The following is a 14,529-nucleotide window of genomic DNA, read 5'->3' as shown; positions in this document are numbered from 1 at the left end:
AGGTGCGCCCGCCCCGACCGCACACCGGTCAGAACAGCCCGGCGCGCGGTGCCTCCGGCCCGTCGAACCCGCGGAACATGTCCGACACCAGAGCCTCGATCTGCGGCTCGACGAGTCGTTCGACCGCCTCGGCGATCCGCGGTCGGTGGTCGATGAGCGCCAGGCAGACCGCCGTGCCGGTGGAACGGGCGCACTCGTCGGAGAGGGCGATCTCGTGACGGAGCGCCGACTTCGCCTCGTCCGACAAGGGTTCGCGCGGCGCCTGCTCGTGCGCGCCCGTGCCGGTCAGCTCGCCGAGCGTGAAGAGGAACGGCTCCCCCGGTGACGGCTCCGGGTCGACGTCGAGGCCCTGGAACTCCGGCTGCAGGCCCTCGGTCGGCTGGTACCCGGCGTGACGCTTGCGTGCCGCGGCCCGCTCGAGTTCGCGCTGCAGCAGGGGCAGGTTCTTGGCGGTGTAGTCGTCGACGGCGTCCTCGATGATCGTCGAGATGCGGCCGATCAACGCGTGCTGGACGGCGTGCGGCACGTCCGGTCCGAAGCCCGCGGCGGTGGCGATCGGCGAACCGGTGCACTTGCGGCAGATGCGTGTCCGGGGCCGCGCGGTGCCGATCTGCCAGCGGGGCAGCCAGCGCAGCCAGACCTCGACAGCGCTGCGCACGCGTCCGTCGATGCCGTCCATGCTCCAAGGGTATGCGCCGCGCCCGGGATCGCCGCGGATTTCCGGGCCGGGGCCGATCGCGCACCTCGCACTGTGCGAGGTGCGAGCCGCACTGTGCGAGGTTCCGCGCATCGTGAGGGGCCACGGGCATGCCACCGTGCGGGGAACCTCGCACACTGCGGAACGGCGGCGCGGCGCCGGGCGACGCCAGGTCGTCAGTCCTTCGGCTCGGTCACGAAGTCGATGAGCTCCTCGACACGACCGAGCAACTGCGGCTCGAGGTCGGCGAAGGTGCGCACCTGGCCGAGGATCCGCTGCCAGGCCCGGGCGATGTCGGCCTGCTCGGCGGAGGGCCATCCGAGCGCCTGGCAGATGCCCTTCTTCCACTCGATCGAGCGCGGGATCGTCGGCCACGCCTGGAGTCCGACACGGGCGGGCTTCACCGACTGCCAGACGTCGACGAACGGGTGCCCGACGACGAGCACGTGCGCGCCCCACTTCCCCCGCATCACGGCGTCGGCGAAGCGGGACTCCTTCGAGCCCGGCACGAGGTGGTCCACGAGCACGCCGACACGACGGTCGCGCGAGGGCCGGAAGTCGTCGAGCACGTCGGCCAGGTTGTCGACGCCGGAGAGCTCCTCGACGACGACGCCCTCGACCCGGAGGTCGGCTCCCCAGACCTTCTCGACGAGTTCGGCGTCGTGCTTGCCCTCCACCATGATCCGGGAGGGCAGTGCCACCCGGGCGCGCTGCGACTCCACGGCGAACGATCCGGACGCGGTGCGGAGGCGACCGCCGTCGGACGCGTGCCGGACCGCCGGGGCCGAGCCGCGCCTCCCGACCGGCGGTGCAGCGGCGGCAGACCGCCCCACCGGCGCCTGCGGGCGGCCCAGCGTGACGAGCTCGCCCTCGAGCAGGAACTGCCCGCTGAAGGGGAAGGACCGGGTGCGCCCCTTCCAGTCCTCGAGCTCCACGTTGCCGGCCTCGAGCCGCACCACGGCGCCGGCCCAGCCGGTCGTCGGGTCCTCGAGGACCATGTCCCGCTCGAGCGGCACCTGCCGCACCTTCTGCACCCCGCGCGAGCGCCAGTCGCCCGAGAGCACGTCACTGCCGTACCGGTCGTCGTCCACCCGCACGAGGGTACTGTCGTCCCGGGCCCGGACGACGTCGACCGGCCGCACACCCCACCATCTCGACGGAAGGCACACCCTTGCGCGCTGCGATCATCCACGCCCCGAACGACATCCGTGTCGAGGACCGCGACCAGCCCGACCTCATCACGCCGAAGGACGTCGTGGTCAAGGTCGTCGCGGCGTGCGTGTGCGGGTCGGACCTCTGGCCGTACCGGGGCGTCACGCCGACGAAGCAGCCGCGTCCGATCGGCCACGAGCTCGTCGGCGAGGTCGTCGCGGTGGGCGACGCCGTCACGGACCTGCACGTCGGCGACTTCGTCATCTCCCCCTTCACCATGAACGACGGCACGTGCCAGGCCTGCCGCCACGGCATGACGACCGGCTGCGACCACCTGTCCGGCTTCGGCGGGAAGGACGCGTACGGCGACCCGGTCGGCGGCGCCCAAGCCGAGTACGTCCGCATCCCGGACGCCTCCGCGACCCTCGTCGCGGTGCCGGGCCCGGTCGACCCGGCGCTCGTCCCCTCGCTCCTCACCCTGTCGGACGTCTTCTCCACCGGGCACCACGCCGCGGTGTCGGCAGCCGTGGGCCCCGGCAAGACGGTCGTCGTGGTGGGCGACGGCGCGGTCGGGCTGTCCGCCGTCCTCGCCTCGAAGCGGCTCGGTGCCGAGCGGATCATCGCGATGAGCCGGCACGCCGACCGACAGGCGCTCGCGCGCGAGTTCGGCGCGACGGACGTCGTCGAGGCGCGTGGCGAGGAGGGCGTCGCGGCGATCCGCGAGCTGCTCGACGGCGACCTGGCCGACTGCGCGGTCGAGGCCGTCGGCACCGAGGAGAGCATGGACCAGGCACTGCACTCGGTCCGCCCGGGTGGCAACCTCGGCTTCGTCGGGGTCCCGCACGGGGTGCCGACGATCGGCACGCGGTACCTCTTCGACACGAACATCACCGTCGCGGGCGGCATGGCCCCGGCACGCACGTACATCCCCGAGCTGCTGCCGGACGTGCTCTCGGGTGCGATCGAGCCGGGCCGCGTCTTCGACCTCGAGCTCCCGCTCGACGAGGCGGCGGAGGCGTACCGCGCGATGGACGAGCGTCGCGCGATCAAGGTGCTGCTGCGCCCGTAGGGCCGGTCCGCGACGTCGACGTTCCGTGCCGCGCGTTCCGCTCCGCACGTTTCGCGGAGCGGAACGCGTGTTTCGAATCGGTAAACAAACCTTTCAGTAAAGAAGGTTGTCCGTTACAGTCCTCGACATGACCACTCGAGGACGCACCCCCGGCCAGCCCGGCCTCCTGCGTGTCCTCAACGACCGGGCCGCGCTCGAGCTCCTGCTCGACGACGGGCCGCTCACCCGCAACGAGATCGCCCAGCGCACCGGGCTCAGCAAGCCGACCGCGGCCGAGATCATCCGGCGGCTCGAGGCGGCGGCCCTCATCCGCGAAGCCGGCACCGCATCGCAGGCCGGTCGCCGGGGCCCGAGCGCGGTGGTCTACGAAGCGATCACCGACCGCGACCTCGGCGTGGCGGTCGACGTCCAGCTCGTCGACGTCCGGAGCACCGTGGTGGACGCCGCCGGCCGCACCTTCCCGGTCGCGACCCACACGATGTCCCCGGCCGAGATGCGCGCGCCCGGTGCCGACATCGTCGCCGCCGCGATCTCCCGGGCCGCGGCGGCCGCGGGCGTCGACCCGGACCTCGTCACCGCGGTGGGCGTCGGGGTCCAGGCGAGCGTCGACCACGCGACCGACACCCTCATCTTCACCGACGGGCTGCCCGGCTGGCCCCGTGACCGGGTCGCCGCGACGCTCTCCGCCGCACTCGGGGTCCGCGTCGTCATCGAGAACGACGCCAACCTCGCGGCGATCGCCGAACGGAACATGGGCGCCGGACGGACCCCCGGGTCGTTCGCCCTGTTCTGGATGGCCGAGGGCCTCGGCATGGCGCTCGACCTCGGCGGCCACCTGCACACCGGCGCGTCCGGTGCCGCCGGCGAGATCGGCTACCTCGGCGTGCCCGCAGACGCACGCTCCATCGACCCGACGGCCACGATCGTCGCGGACCTCATCTCCGAGTCCGCGATCATCGCACTCGCCGCCGAACACGGGATCACGGCACCGGACGGCACCGCTGCCGACTGGCGCCAGGTGCTCCCGCAGCTGCCCGGGCTCCCCGAGCAGCACCCGTTCACCACCGCCCTCGGCGAGCGCGTCGGGCACAACGTGCTCCCCGCCCTCGCCGTCGCCGATCCCGAGACGGTCGTGCTGCACGGCCCGACCGGGATCGCGGGCGGACCCGCCCTGGCCGCCGCCGTGACCGCCTGGCTCCGGACCCGCACGCGCTGGTCCACCGCCGTCGTGGCCCCCGGCGTCCCCGACACCCCCGTCCTGCACGGTGCGCGGCATGTCCTCATCGACGTCGTCCGCACCGCGCTCGCGGACCGGCTCGAGCGCATCAGCGACGATGTGCCCGCACCGGACCCGGCCGAGCGCCCCTGACCAGCACCACCCCACCCGCACCACTCGAGGCACCATCACCCGGCCCTGTCCCAGGGCTCTTCGGCGCGCCCGGAAACGACGTCGCACGCCCGGATCCGTCCGGCGTGCGGCACCGCGACCGCACCGCGTCGGAGCGAGACCAGAGAGCGAGTACCGCAGTGTCCCTCCCCCAACCGAACGTCCCGCGCCGCCGGACGTTCCGCCGCATCGTCACCGCCACGGCCGTCGCCGCCGTGGGCGCCCTCGTCGTCGCGGGCTGCAGCTCCGGCAGCAGCGCCGACTCGATCGAGAAGAGCGCACCGAAGGAGCTCAAGGGCACCGTGTCCCTGTGGCACTTCTTCACCGGGCGCGAAGCCGGCGTCGTGAAGAGCGCCGTCGCCGGCTTCGAGAAGGAGAACCCCGGCGTCACGGTCGACATCCACGCCGGCCAGGACGACGAGAAGCTGCAGAAGGCGATCTCGTCCGGCCAGAACATCGACGTGGGCCTGTCGTACTCGACCGCCATCGTGGGCAGCTTCTGCTCATCGGGCGCCTTCCGCGACCTGTCGCCCTACATCAAGCGTGACAAGGTCGACCTGTCGGACATCCCGAAGGCCGTGCAGTCGTACACGCAGTACAAGGGCACGCGCTGCACCCTGCCGGCCCTCGCCGACGTCAGTGCGCTGATGTACAACAAGCCGCTGCTCGCGAAGGCGGGCATCACGACCCCGCCGAAGACGCTCGACGAGCTCAAGGCCGACGCGCTGAAATTGACGACCTACAACGCCGACGGGTCGATCAAGCAGCTCGGCTTCAACCCGCTCATCGACTTCTACGAGAACTCCCCCGAGCACTGGGCCCCGATGGTCGACGGATCGTGGCTCGACGCGAAGGGCAACAGCGTGATCGGCACGTCCGACGCCTGGAAGAAGCTCATCACCTGGCAGAAGGGCTTCGTCGACGAGATCGGCTACGACAAGCTCAAGGCCTTCACCTCGGGGCTCGGCCAGGAGTTCGCCGCCGACAACGCGTTCCAGACCGGTCAGGTCGCGATGCAGATCGACGGCGAGTACCGCACCGCCTTCATCAAGGACCAGAAGCCGGACCTCGACTACGGCACCGCGCCGACCCCGGTGATGGACGGCCTCGGCAACTACGGATCGACCTACATCGCGGGCAACGTGGCGGGCATCGCGAAGGGGTCGAAGCACCCCGAACTGGCCTGGGCGCTGCTGAAGTACCTCTCCACGAACACCGACGCGCAGGTCACGATGGGCAACGGGCTCAAGAACATCCCGACGCTCACCTCGGCCCTCGAGTCTCCGAAGCTCGAGGTCGACGAGAACTACAAGACCTTCGTCGACGTCGCGGGCGACAAGGACACGATGACCTCGCCGGGCACCGCGGACGGCGCCGCCTACATCGGCACCTTCACGAAGTTCTGGCAGGCGTACCAGCAGAACGGCGGCGACCTCGACGCGAAGCTCAAGAAGCTCGACTCGGACATCGACAACGCCAACCAGCTGGCTGGTCCGTGACCATGACCGACGTCACCACCCCTGAGACCGGCAGCCTGGAGGCGCGGCCCACCCGCGCCTCCCGGCCGCCGGCCAGCGCCGGGTCGCGTTCGACGGCCCCCGGGAGCCGGCCACGTCGGCGCCGCTCCGCAGAGTCCCGCCGTCGCCTGGTCGCGCTGACGATGCTCGCCCCGGCCCTGGCGGGCCTCGTGATCTTCTTCGCGTACCCGCTCGTCGCGTCGATCTTCTACTCGTTCACGCGCTACAACCAGCTGCAGGAACCCGAGTTCGTCGGATTGCTGAACTACCGGTTCCTCTTCACCCAGGACCCGCAGATCGGCCCCGCGGTCGTGAACACGCTGTGGTTCGTGGTCATCCTCGTGCCGGTCCGGATCGTCTGCGGGCTGCTCGTGGCGGGACTGCTCAGCCGCGCGAAGACGGCGACCGGGTTCTGGCGGACGCTGTTCTACCTGCCCGCCCTGGTGCCGCCCGTCGCGAGCGTCGTCGCGTTCGTCTTCCTGTTCAACCCCGGCACCGGCCCCGTGAACCAGATCCTGCGGGTGTTCGGCATCGACGGCCCGCTGTGGTTCAACGACCCCGCGTGGTCGAAGCCCTCGCTCGTGATCATGGGCGTCTGGGTGATGGGCGACATCATGATCATCTTCCTGGCGTCGCTCCTCGACGTGCCGCGCGACCTGTACGAGGCCGCGTCGCTCGACGGGGCGAACGGCGTCCAGCAGGTGCGGCACATCACGCTGCCGACGATCGCGCCGGTCATCGGGTTCGCCGCCGTCACGGGGGTGATCGCGGCCCTGCAGTACTTCACCGAGGCCGCCGTCGCGTCGGGCGTCGCCAGCGGCAAGGCCACGATCGGCGGAGGCACCGCGGCGCAGCTCGGCTACCCGGGCACCTCGCTGCTCACCTACACCGAGCTGCTCTACCAGCACGGGTTCGCGAACTTCCAGTTCGGCTACGCGTCCGCGATGGCCGTGGTGCTGTTCGTGGTCACCGCCGTGGTGCTCGTCCTCACGATGCGCCGCATCTCCGTCTTCAGACCCGAGGAGTCCTGATGACCGCCGTGTCCCAGTCCCCGCTCGCCCGGGCTCCCCGCGGTGCGGCGTCCGCCTCCGCCCGCGGTCCGCGCCGCAGCCTGCTGGTCTGGATCGCCGAGCACGCCGCACTCGTCGCGCTCGGCGTCCTGACCATCGCGCCGATCGTGTTCGTCATCCTGACGTCGCTGATGTCGAGCAACCAGGCACTCACCGCGTCGATCGTGCCGCGCCCGTTCGACTTCTCGAACTACGGCCGGGTGTTCACCGAACTGCCGCTCGTGCAGTGGTTCGGCAACTCGTCGATGTACGCCGTGCTCGCCACCGCGTTCATGCTCGTCAGCTCGGTCCCGGCGGCGTACGCGCTCGCCCAGATCAAGTTCCGTGGCGCGAACCTGATCTTCACCGTGATCATCGTCGCGATGCTCCTGCCCCCGCAGGTCACCGCGGTGCCGGTCTACGTGATGTGGTCCGAGCTGCACCTCACCGGCACGCTCTGGCCGCTCATCCTGCCGAACCTGCTCGGCGACGCGTTCAGCATCTTCCTGCTCCGCCAGTTCTTCATGACGATCCCGAAGGAGTACGGGGACGCCGCTCGCATGGACGGATGCAGCGAGTGGGGCGTGCTCTGGCGCGTGGTCGTCCCGATGGCCCGCCCCGGCATCGCGTCGGCGGCGATCTTCATGTTCTTCCACTCGTGGAACGACTACTACGGCCCGCTCCTGTACGCCTCCGAGAACCAGGCCGCCTGGCCGGTGGCGTACGGGCTGGCCACGTTCCGCGGCCAACACGGCACCGACTGGTCGATGACGATGGCGATGACCGTCGTCGTCATGGTGCCGGTCGTCATCATCTTCTTCTTCGCACAGAAGGCATTCGTCGAGGGCATCGCGCTCACCGGCGTGAAGGGATAGCACCACAGTGAAACTCGCAGTCATCGGTGGCGGATCCACCTACACCCCCGAACTCGTGGACGGCTTCGCCCGGCTCCGCGACCAGCTGCCCATCGACGAGCTGTGGCTCGTCGACCCCGACCCCGTCCGGCGCGAACTCGTCGGCGGTGTCGCGAAGCGGATGTTCGCCCACGCCGGCCATCCGGGCACGATCCACGTCACGGACGACGTCGTCGCCGGGGTCTCGGACGCCGACGCCGTCATGTTCCAGCTCCGGATCGGCGGGCAGGCCGCCCGGCACCAGGACGAGACCTGGCCGCACGACGCCTGCTGCATCGGGCAAGAGACCACCGGGCCCGGCGGGTTCGCGAAGGCGCTCCGCACCGTGCCGGTCGTGCTCGAGTACGCGTCGCTCGTCAAGCGGTACGCCAAGCCGGACGCGTGGATCGTCGACTTCACGAACCCGGTGGGCATCGTCACCCGTGCACTGCTCGAAGCGGGGCACCGGGCCGTCGGGCTCTGCAACGTGGCGATCGGGTTCCAGCGGCGCTTCGCGAAGGAGTTCGACGTCGCTCCGTCGGCCGTCCGGCTCGACCACGTCGGTCTGAACCACCTGACGTGGGAGCGCGGCGTCCACGTGACGGACGGCTCCGGTGAGCGCGACGTCCTGTCCGACCTGCTCCGTGCCGACACCGGTGCCCTCGACCGGATGGCGGAGAGCGTGCACATGCCGGCCGACCTCATCCGGCTGCAGCACGCCGTGCCCTCGTACTACCTGCGCTACTTCTACAGCCACGACGTCGTGCTCGAGGAACAGCTGCACGCGCCCACCCGTGCCGAGGCCGTCATGGAGACCGAGCGGGCCCTGCTCGCGAAGTACGCGGACGAGTCCGTCGTGACGAAGCCCGCCGAGCTCGAGCAGCGGGGCGGCGCCTACTACTCCGAGGCGGCGATCGACGTGCTCTCCTCGATCCTCGGCGACCGCGGTGACGTGCAGGTCCTCAACGTGCGCAACGACGGCACGTTCCCGTTCCTCCCCGACGACCACGTGATCGAGGTCCCGGCCCGGGTCACCCGCGCGGCGATCACACCGTTGCCCGTCGCGCCACTCGATGCCGACATGGTCGGACTCGTGTCGCACGTCGCCGGGTACGAACGCCTCGCCCTCGACGCCGCCGTGCACGGAGGCCGCGACCGCGTGCTCCGCGCGATGTGGGCGCACCCGCTCGTCGGGCAGGTCGACAAGGCCGAACGGCTCACCGACCTGCTCCTGGCCGCGAACGCGGAGCACCTGCCGTGGACGCGATCGGAGCAGCTGACGTGGGCGGGCTGAACGGAGCCGGAGCGTCCGGAGGCGGCGTCGGCACCGCCCGAGCGACCCGTCCGCCCGCACCCGTCCCGCCGGCGCCGAGCGACGTCGTCCTGGCCGTCGACGGTGGCGGCAGCAAGACGGACGTCGTCGCGATCGCACTCGACGGATCGATCGTCGGGCACGCACGGGGCCCCGGCTCGAACCCGCAGACCCGCGGGTGGGACGTCGCCGGGCCGATCCTCGACGACGTCCGGGCGCGGGTCGTCGGCGACCTCGGCGACCGTCGGATCCGGACGACGCACGTGTACCTGGCCGGGCTCGACCTGCACGACGAACTCGTCGCGGCAACCGAGGCGCTCGCGCACTGGGAGGCCGACGGCGGCGCGCCGCACGTCCTCGACAACGACCTGTTCGCGCTGCTGCGGGCGGGGACGCTGTCGCCGGACGCCGCCGCGGTCGTCTGCGGCACGGGCATCAACGCGCTCGCGGTCCGGGCCGACGGCACCACCGCACGGTTCCCCGCCATCGGGGACGTCTCCGGCGACTGGGGCGGCGGCGCGTACCTCGGCAACCGTGCGCTGTGGCACGCAGCCCGCGCCGACGACGGTCGCGGACCGGCGACGGCCCTGGTCACGGCCGTCCCGGCGGCACTGGGCCTCCGCAGCGTCCGCGAGGTGACCGAGGCGATCCACTTCGGCCGCCTCGACCAGCGGGTGTTCAACCGGCTGTGCCCGGTGCTGTTCGAGGTCGCCGGCGCGGGTGACGCCGTGGCCGCCGGCGTCGTCGCGCGGCAGGCCGAGGAGATCGTCCTGCTCGCCGCGGTCGCGCTCGAGCGTCTCGGTCTCGGTGGCTCAGCCGCGAGCCCGGTGCCCGTGGTCCTCGGCGGCGGGGTGCTCGCAGCGCGGGATGCCCTGCTCGTCGAGGGCGTCGTCGACGGCCTCGCTGCCCGGGTGCCCGGAGCGGTGCCGACGTGGGTGACCGATCCTCCCGTGCTCGGGGCGGGGTTGGCGGCGCTGGAGTCCGTCGGGGCCGACGACGCCGCGCTCGACCGCTACCGGCAGGCCGTGCGCTCCCGCGCCTTCGCGAGCACCACGGCGCCGATCCGCTGACGCGCCGCGCGCGCCGCGCGCGGGCCGCGCGAGGTTTCGCGCCCAGCGACAGTTCACGGCCGCCCGGACCCGTGAACTGTCGCCCAGCCCGAAACGTCACCACGCACGGACGGGAGGCGCGGTGCCAGCCCGCACCGCGCCTCCCGTCCGACCGTGCTCGCGCCCATCCCGTGGTCGCGCGCCCCGAGACTCGGCAGGGCGGACGAGATGCGGGCCGCCGCGCCGCGAAACTGTCCGAAGAGCCGAGACTCGGCGAGACCGCCACGCCGTGCCGCGCGCGCGCCGCGCGCGCCGCGCTACGCGCGCGCCAGCAGCCCCAGCATGTCGACCACCCGGTTCGAGAACCCCCACTCGTTGTCGTACCAGGCGACCACCTTCACGTGCCGCCCCTCGTCGACACGGGTGAGCAGCGAGTCGAACACGCTCGACTCCGGCCGCCCCGTGATGTCCGTCGACACGAGCGGGTCCGCCGTGAACGCCAGCACCCCCGCGAGCGGCCCGGCGGCGGCAGCGCGGTAGGCCTCGTTGACCTCCTCGACGGTGACGTCCCGCGACACCACGGTGTTCAGCTCGACGATCGACCCCACCGGCACCGGCACCCGGATCGCGTCACCCGACAGCTTGCCGTCGAGCCGCGGCAGCACGAGCCCGATGGCCTTGGCAGCCCCGGTCGACGTCGGCACGATGTTCACGCCGGCGGCACGCGCCCGACGCAGGTCGCGGTGCGGACCGTCCTGCAGGTTCTGCTCCTGCGTGTAGGCGTGCACGGTCGTCATGAACCCGTGCTCGATGCCCGCGAGGTCGTCGAGCACCGACGCCAGCGGCGCGAGCGCGTTCGTCGTGCACGAGGCATTCGAGACGACGGTGTGCACCGCCGGGTCGTACACGTCGGAGTTCACGCCGTACGCGATGGTGGCGTCCGCGCCGGTGGCGGGCGCGCTGATGAGGACGCGGCGGGCTCCCGCGGTCAGGTGTCCCGCCGCCGCGTCGCGCGCGGTGAACCGGCCGGTCGACTCGAGCACGACCTCGACGCCGAGGTCGCCCCAGGGGAGCTCCGCCGGCTCGCGCGACGCGAGCACGCGGATGCGCCGTCCGTCGATGACGAGGGTGTCCCCGTCGACCTCGACGGTCCCGGCGAACGGGCCGAGCGCGGAGTCGTACCGGAACAGGTGGGCGAGCGTCTCGGGTGCGGTGAGGTCGTTGACGGCGACGACCTCGAGGTCGTCGCCTCCCCGGGCGAGGAGCGCGCGGAGGGTGTTGCGGCCGATGCGGCCGAAGCCGTTGATCGCGATGCGGGTCATGTGGACTTCCTTTCGTTCCGCGGTCCATGCTCACGGCCCGGGAGGCGCGGCTCCAGTGGCTGGGAAGCCAGCGTTCGAAAGGATGTCGCCACCACTGCGGCGACGCGGTCAGTCCTGGAAGGTCCGCCGGTACTCGGTCGGCGAGGTCCCGAGGATCCGACGGAAGTGCGTCCGCAGGTTGGCGTCCGACCCGAGCCCCGCCCGCTCGGCGACCTGGTCGACGGCGAGGTCCGAGCGTTCGAGCAGCTCCCGTGCGAGGTCGACCCGAGCCCGGAGCACCCACTGCATCGGCGTGTACCCGGTGTCCTCGACGAAGCGCCGCGAGAACGTCCGCGGCGAGACCGTCGCGTTCCGGGCGAGGACCTCGAGCGTCAGCGGGTCGGCGAGGTGCCGGAGCGCCCACTCCCGCGTCTCGGCGAAGACGTCTCCGAGTGGCTCGGGCATGCTCCGCGGGACGTACTGCGCCTGCCCGCCGCTCCGGTACGGGGCACTCACGAGCCGCCGTGCGACGTGGTTCGACAGCCCGACCCCGTGGTCCTGCCGGACGATGTGCAGGCACAGGTCGATCCCGCTCGCCGCTCCCGCACTCGTCAGGACCGACCCGGCGTCGACGAACAGCACGTCCTCGTCCACGTCGACCTCGGGGTACCGGTCGCGGAGCACCCGCGTGTAGTGCCAGTGCGTGGTCGCACGGCGGCCGTCGAGCAGTCCTGCGGCGGCCAGGGCGAACGCCCCGGTGGAGATCGCCGCGATCCGGGCGCCCCGATCGTGCGCCTGCCCGAGCGCCGTCACCACGTCGGCGGGCGGTGGCGTGTCCGCGGGGAACCGGTACCCGGGCACGAAGACCGTCTCGGCCCACTCGAGGGCGTCCAGCCCGTGGTCGACCGCGTACGCGAGGCCGTCTCCCCCGGCGATGCGTCCCACGCGGGGGCCGCACACCCGGACCTCGTACGGCATGCTCGGGCGGTTCGAGAAGACCTGCGCCGGGATCCCGACGTCGAGCGGCTTCGCCCCGTCGAGCACGAGGACCGCGACGCGGTGCAGGTGGGGCGTGGCCATGCAGCGACGCTAGCGCCCTCCGGGGACGTCAGGCGTCGCGGATCGCGAGGACCCGGTGCGGTGCCGCCCGCTCCGCCCGCCACCCGGTGGGCAGGACGTCCTGGAGTTCCGGCAGCGTGAAGCTCCGCCGGATCGAGCGCAACCCGTCGACCCGCACGAAGGTGCCGGCCGCGACCAACGTCGAACCGACCGCGTACGCCCGGTAGGCCGAGCGCGACCGCCGGATGTCCGAGTGCAGGCTGCGGCTCGTCGCCAGCTGTTCGGAGTCCGCGAGGAACCCACGCCGCTCCTCGTCGCCGAGGTGGTGCAGCACGTGGTTCGACACGACGACGTCGAACCGCTCCCCCGCGGCGATGAGCTCGGCGCTCGACTGCTGCCGGAAGGTGACACCGCGCGGGGTGGACCGGGTCGCCGCGTCGATCGCCCGCGCGTCCGGGTCGGCCCCGACGACCTCGACGTCGAACCCGTCGGCGGCAGCCCACCGGACGAGCGCCCGCGCGAGGTCGCCGCCGCCGCACCCGAGGTCGAGCACGCGTCCCCGCCCGTTCGCGGGGAGCGCCGGCGCGACGTGCGTCCGCCACGCGGAGCGCCAGCCGCTCACGAGTGCGTTCACCACGGCGAAGCGCCGGAACGTCCGCGCGAGCGCGCGCGCGTCGCAGTCCGGGTCGTCCATGAGTTCGTGGAGGTCCAGTGCGCGCGTGGTCAGGTCGACGGCCGGGAGGCGCGGGTCGATCCCCTCGGTGCGGCTCACGAGACGCCCGTGGTCGCCGTCTCGACCGCGTGGTCGCGGGTCGCTGCGGTCGCCGCCTTGGCCGGTTCGTCCTGCTCGCGGGTCGGGATCGACGGTCGCGTGCTGCCGACGGCGGTGAGTCGGGCGGCCTCGACCGTCAGGCCTGGCCCGAACGCGAGCGCGATGACGGGGGCACCGTCGTCGATGCCGTCGTCGAGCACCTGGCGGAGCACGAAGAGCACGGTGGCACTCGAGACGTTCCCGTGGTCGCGGAGTACGGCGCGGCTCGCCGAGAGGGCGGCGTCCGGCAGCCCGAGGGCGACCTGCGTCCGGTCGAGGATCGCGCGGCCGCCCGGGTGCACGGCCCAGGTCGGAACGTCGACGGCAGCGGAGCCCACGGCGGACAGCAGCGGTGCGACGGCCTCGGCGACCGTGGCGCCGACGAGCTTCGGGACGGCCGTGCTGAGCACCATCTCGAAGCCCTCGTCGCCGATGTTCCACGCCATCTCGGACGCACCCTCGGGCACGACCGTCGTCGCGAAGTCGTCCAGGCGGAGTCCGGCACCCTCGGCGGTGACCACGGCGGCCGCCGCACCGTCACCGAAGACGCTGTTGGCGACGATCTGGTCCGGGTCGTCGCTCGCCCGGACGTGCAGCGTGCAGAGCTCGGCGCAGACGACGAGCACCACGGCGGACGGCACCGACTCGGCGAACGCCGCAGCGATGCGGAGCGCCGGGAACGCCGCGCAGCACCCCATGAACCCGATGTGCTGGCGGAAGACCGTGCGCGGGATGCCGAGTTCGGTGACGACGTCGAGGTCGGGGCCGGGCTGGGTGAACCCGGTGCACGAGACGGTCACCACGTGGGTGATCGACTCGGATGTCACACCCGCGCGGTCCACGGCGTCGCGGGCGGCCGCCACGAACAGGGCCGGGGCGAGCTCGCGGTACCGGTCGTTCCGGGTGCCGGTCGACGGGGACCGCAGCACGCCGTGGTCGTCGCGGAAGGCGCCGGACGGCCGCGTGCTGTCGAGTTCGTCGAGCACCGTGTGCCGGTGCTCCACGGCGGAGGCGTCGAACGCGGCGGGAACGAGCCGCCTGCCGAGCCGGCCCAGGTCGGGCTGCGACGCGAAGAGGTCGCGCACCGCAGCCTGCTCGAGTGTCGTCTCGGGGACGGCGGTACCGATGGCGCGGATCGTTGCGGACACGACTCATCCTGTCACCGGGTCGCTGACGCGTCCCCAGGATCGACGGGAGGCCCGATGCCAGCTGGCACCGGGCCTCCCGTCGATC

Annotated in this window: 13 protein-coding genes; 7 read left to right on the top strand and 6 right to left on the bottom strand. The window is 72.3% G+C overall.

Annotated features, from left to right (window positions below):
- Window positions 1-28: 28 nt before the first annotated feature.
- Both ACIPKM_RS17655 and ACIPKM_RS17650 read right to left on the bottom strand, forming a co-directional pair.
- On the bottom strand, window positions 29-679 hold the full coding sequence (locus ACIPKM_RS17655) for a spermidine/putrescine ABC transporter substrate-binding protein (protein WP_070416650.1): 651 nt from the start codon (window positions 677-679) through the stop codon (window positions 29-31).
- Window positions 680-873: 194 nt separating this feature from the next.
- Window positions 874-1,788, bottom strand: a complete 915-nt coding sequence (locus ACIPKM_RS17650; RefSeq protein ID WP_402737221.1) for a DUF3097 domain-containing protein — start codon at window positions 1,786-1,788, stop codon at window positions 874-876.
- 80 nt (window positions 1,789-1,868) lie between these two features.
- Between ACIPKM_RS17650 and ACIPKM_RS17645 the strand changes: the two genes are divergently transcribed.
- The 7 genes from ACIPKM_RS17645 (at window position 1,869) to ACIPKM_RS17615 (ending at window position 10,146) form a co-directional block, all read left to right on the top strand.
- A complete protein-coding gene (locus tag ACIPKM_RS17645) occupies window positions 1,869-2,918 on the top strand; it encodes a zinc-binding dehydrogenase (protein WP_402717085.1) in 1,050 nt (349 codons plus the stop codon).
- 127 nt (window positions 2,919-3,045) lie between these two features.
- The gene (locus ACIPKM_RS17640) at window positions 3,046-4,287 is read left to right on the top strand and encodes an ROK family transcriptional regulator (RefSeq protein ID WP_309778946.1); all 1,242 of its coding nucleotides are present in this window, start codon (window positions 3,046-3,048) and stop codon (window positions 4,285-4,287) included.
- A 158-nt stretch (window positions 4,288-4,445) separates the two neighbouring features.
- Window positions 4,446-5,804, top strand: a complete 1,359-nt coding sequence (locus ACIPKM_RS17635; RefSeq protein WP_402737220.1) for an extracellular solute-binding protein — start codon at window positions 4,446-4,448, stop codon at window positions 5,802-5,804.
- A 2-nt stretch (window positions 5,805-5,806) separates the two neighbouring features.
- Window positions 5,807-6,853 carry a carbohydrate ABC transporter permease gene (locus tag ACIPKM_RS17630; RefSeq protein WP_217637349.1) on the top strand — a complete coding sequence of 349 codons (1,047 nt, stop codon included), beginning with the start codon at window positions 5,807-5,809 and terminating at the stop codon, window positions 6,851-6,853.
- Window positions 6,853-7,746 carry a carbohydrate ABC transporter permease gene (locus ACIPKM_RS17625; protein ID WP_402737219.1) on the top strand — a complete coding sequence of 298 codons (894 nt, stop codon included), beginning with the start codon at window positions 6,853-6,855 and terminating at the stop codon, window positions 7,744-7,746. The genes ACIPKM_RS17630 and ACIPKM_RS17625 overlap by 1 nt, the downstream gene beginning before the upstream one ends.
- Window positions 7,747-7,753: 7 nt before the next feature.
- A complete protein-coding gene (locus ACIPKM_RS17620) occupies window positions 7,754-9,058 on the top strand; it encodes a 6-phospho-beta-glucosidase (RefSeq protein WP_402737218.1) in 1,305 nt (434 codons plus the stop codon).
- Window positions 9,046-10,146: an N-acetylglucosamine kinase gene (locus ACIPKM_RS17615; RefSeq protein ID WP_402737217.1), complete on the top strand. Its 1,101-nt coding sequence runs from the start codon at window positions 9,046-9,048 to the stop codon at window positions 10,144-10,146. The genes ACIPKM_RS17620 and ACIPKM_RS17615 overlap by 13 nt, the downstream gene beginning before the upstream one ends.
- Before the next feature lie 296 nt (window positions 10,147-10,442).
- Here ACIPKM_RS17615 and gap read toward each other — a convergent pair whose 3' ends face one another.
- The 4 genes from gap to ACIPKM_RS17595 all read right to left on the bottom strand — a co-directional run bounded on the left by gap (window position 10,443) and on the right by ACIPKM_RS17595 (window position 14,444).
- Window positions 10,443-11,447, bottom strand: coding sequence for a type I glyceraldehyde-3-phosphate dehydrogenase (gene gap, locus ACIPKM_RS17610; RefSeq protein ID WP_071295010.1), 1,005 nt, complete (start codon window positions 11,445-11,447; stop codon window positions 10,443-10,445).
- Between the two features lie 108 nt (window positions 11,448-11,555).
- Window positions 11,556-12,506: a GlxA family transcriptional regulator gene (locus ACIPKM_RS17605; protein ID WP_070416656.1), complete on the bottom strand. Its 951-nt coding sequence runs from the start codon at window positions 12,504-12,506 to the stop codon at window positions 11,556-11,558.
- Between the two features lie 28 nt (window positions 12,507-12,534).
- Window positions 12,535-13,257 (bottom strand): methyltransferase domain-containing protein, encoded by a 723-nt coding sequence (locus ACIPKM_RS17600; RefSeq protein ID WP_402737216.1) that lies wholly within the window; start codon window positions 13,255-13,257, stop codon window positions 12,535-12,537.
- On the bottom strand, window positions 13,254-14,444 hold the full coding sequence (locus ACIPKM_RS17595) for a type III polyketide synthase (RefSeq protein ID WP_402737215.1): 1,191 nt from the start codon (window positions 14,442-14,444) through the stop codon (window positions 13,254-13,256). Before ACIPKM_RS17595 ends, ACIPKM_RS17600 begins: the two co-directional genes overlap by 4 nt.
- Window positions 14,445-14,529 lie beyond the last annotated feature (85 nt).

The sequence above is a fragment of the Curtobacterium sp. NPDC086286 genome (genome assembly GCF_044746255.1).
Taxonomy (GTDB): Bacteria; Actinomycetota; Actinomycetes; order Actinomycetales; family Microbacteriaceae; genus Curtobacterium.
This window is presented reverse-complemented; position numbering and strand designations above follow the sequence as displayed.

Coding starts and splice junctions, on each gene's coding strand:
- ACIPKM_RS17655 (WP_070416650.1), bottom strand. CDS start 679: ATGGACGGCATCGACGGACGCGTGCGCAGCGCTGTCGAGGTCTGGCTG.
- ACIPKM_RS17640 (WP_309778946.1), top strand. CDS start 3,046: ATGACCACTCGAGGACGCACCCCCGGCCAGCCCGGCCTCCTGCGTGTC.
- ACIPKM_RS17630 (WP_217637349.1), top strand. CDS start 5,807: ATGACCGACGTCACCACCCCTGAGACCGGCAGCCTGGAGGCGCGGCCC.
- ACIPKM_RS17625 (WP_402737219.1), top strand. CDS start 6,853: ATGACCGCCGTGTCCCAGTCCCCGCTCGCCCGGGCTCCCCGCGGTGCG.
- gap (WP_071295010.1), bottom strand. CDS start 11,447: ATGACCCGCATCGCGATCAACGGCTTCGGCCGCATCGGCCGCAACACC.
- ACIPKM_RS17605 (WP_070416656.1), bottom strand. CDS start 12,506: ATGGCCACGCCCCACCTGCACCGCGTCGCGGTCCTCGTGCTCGACGGG.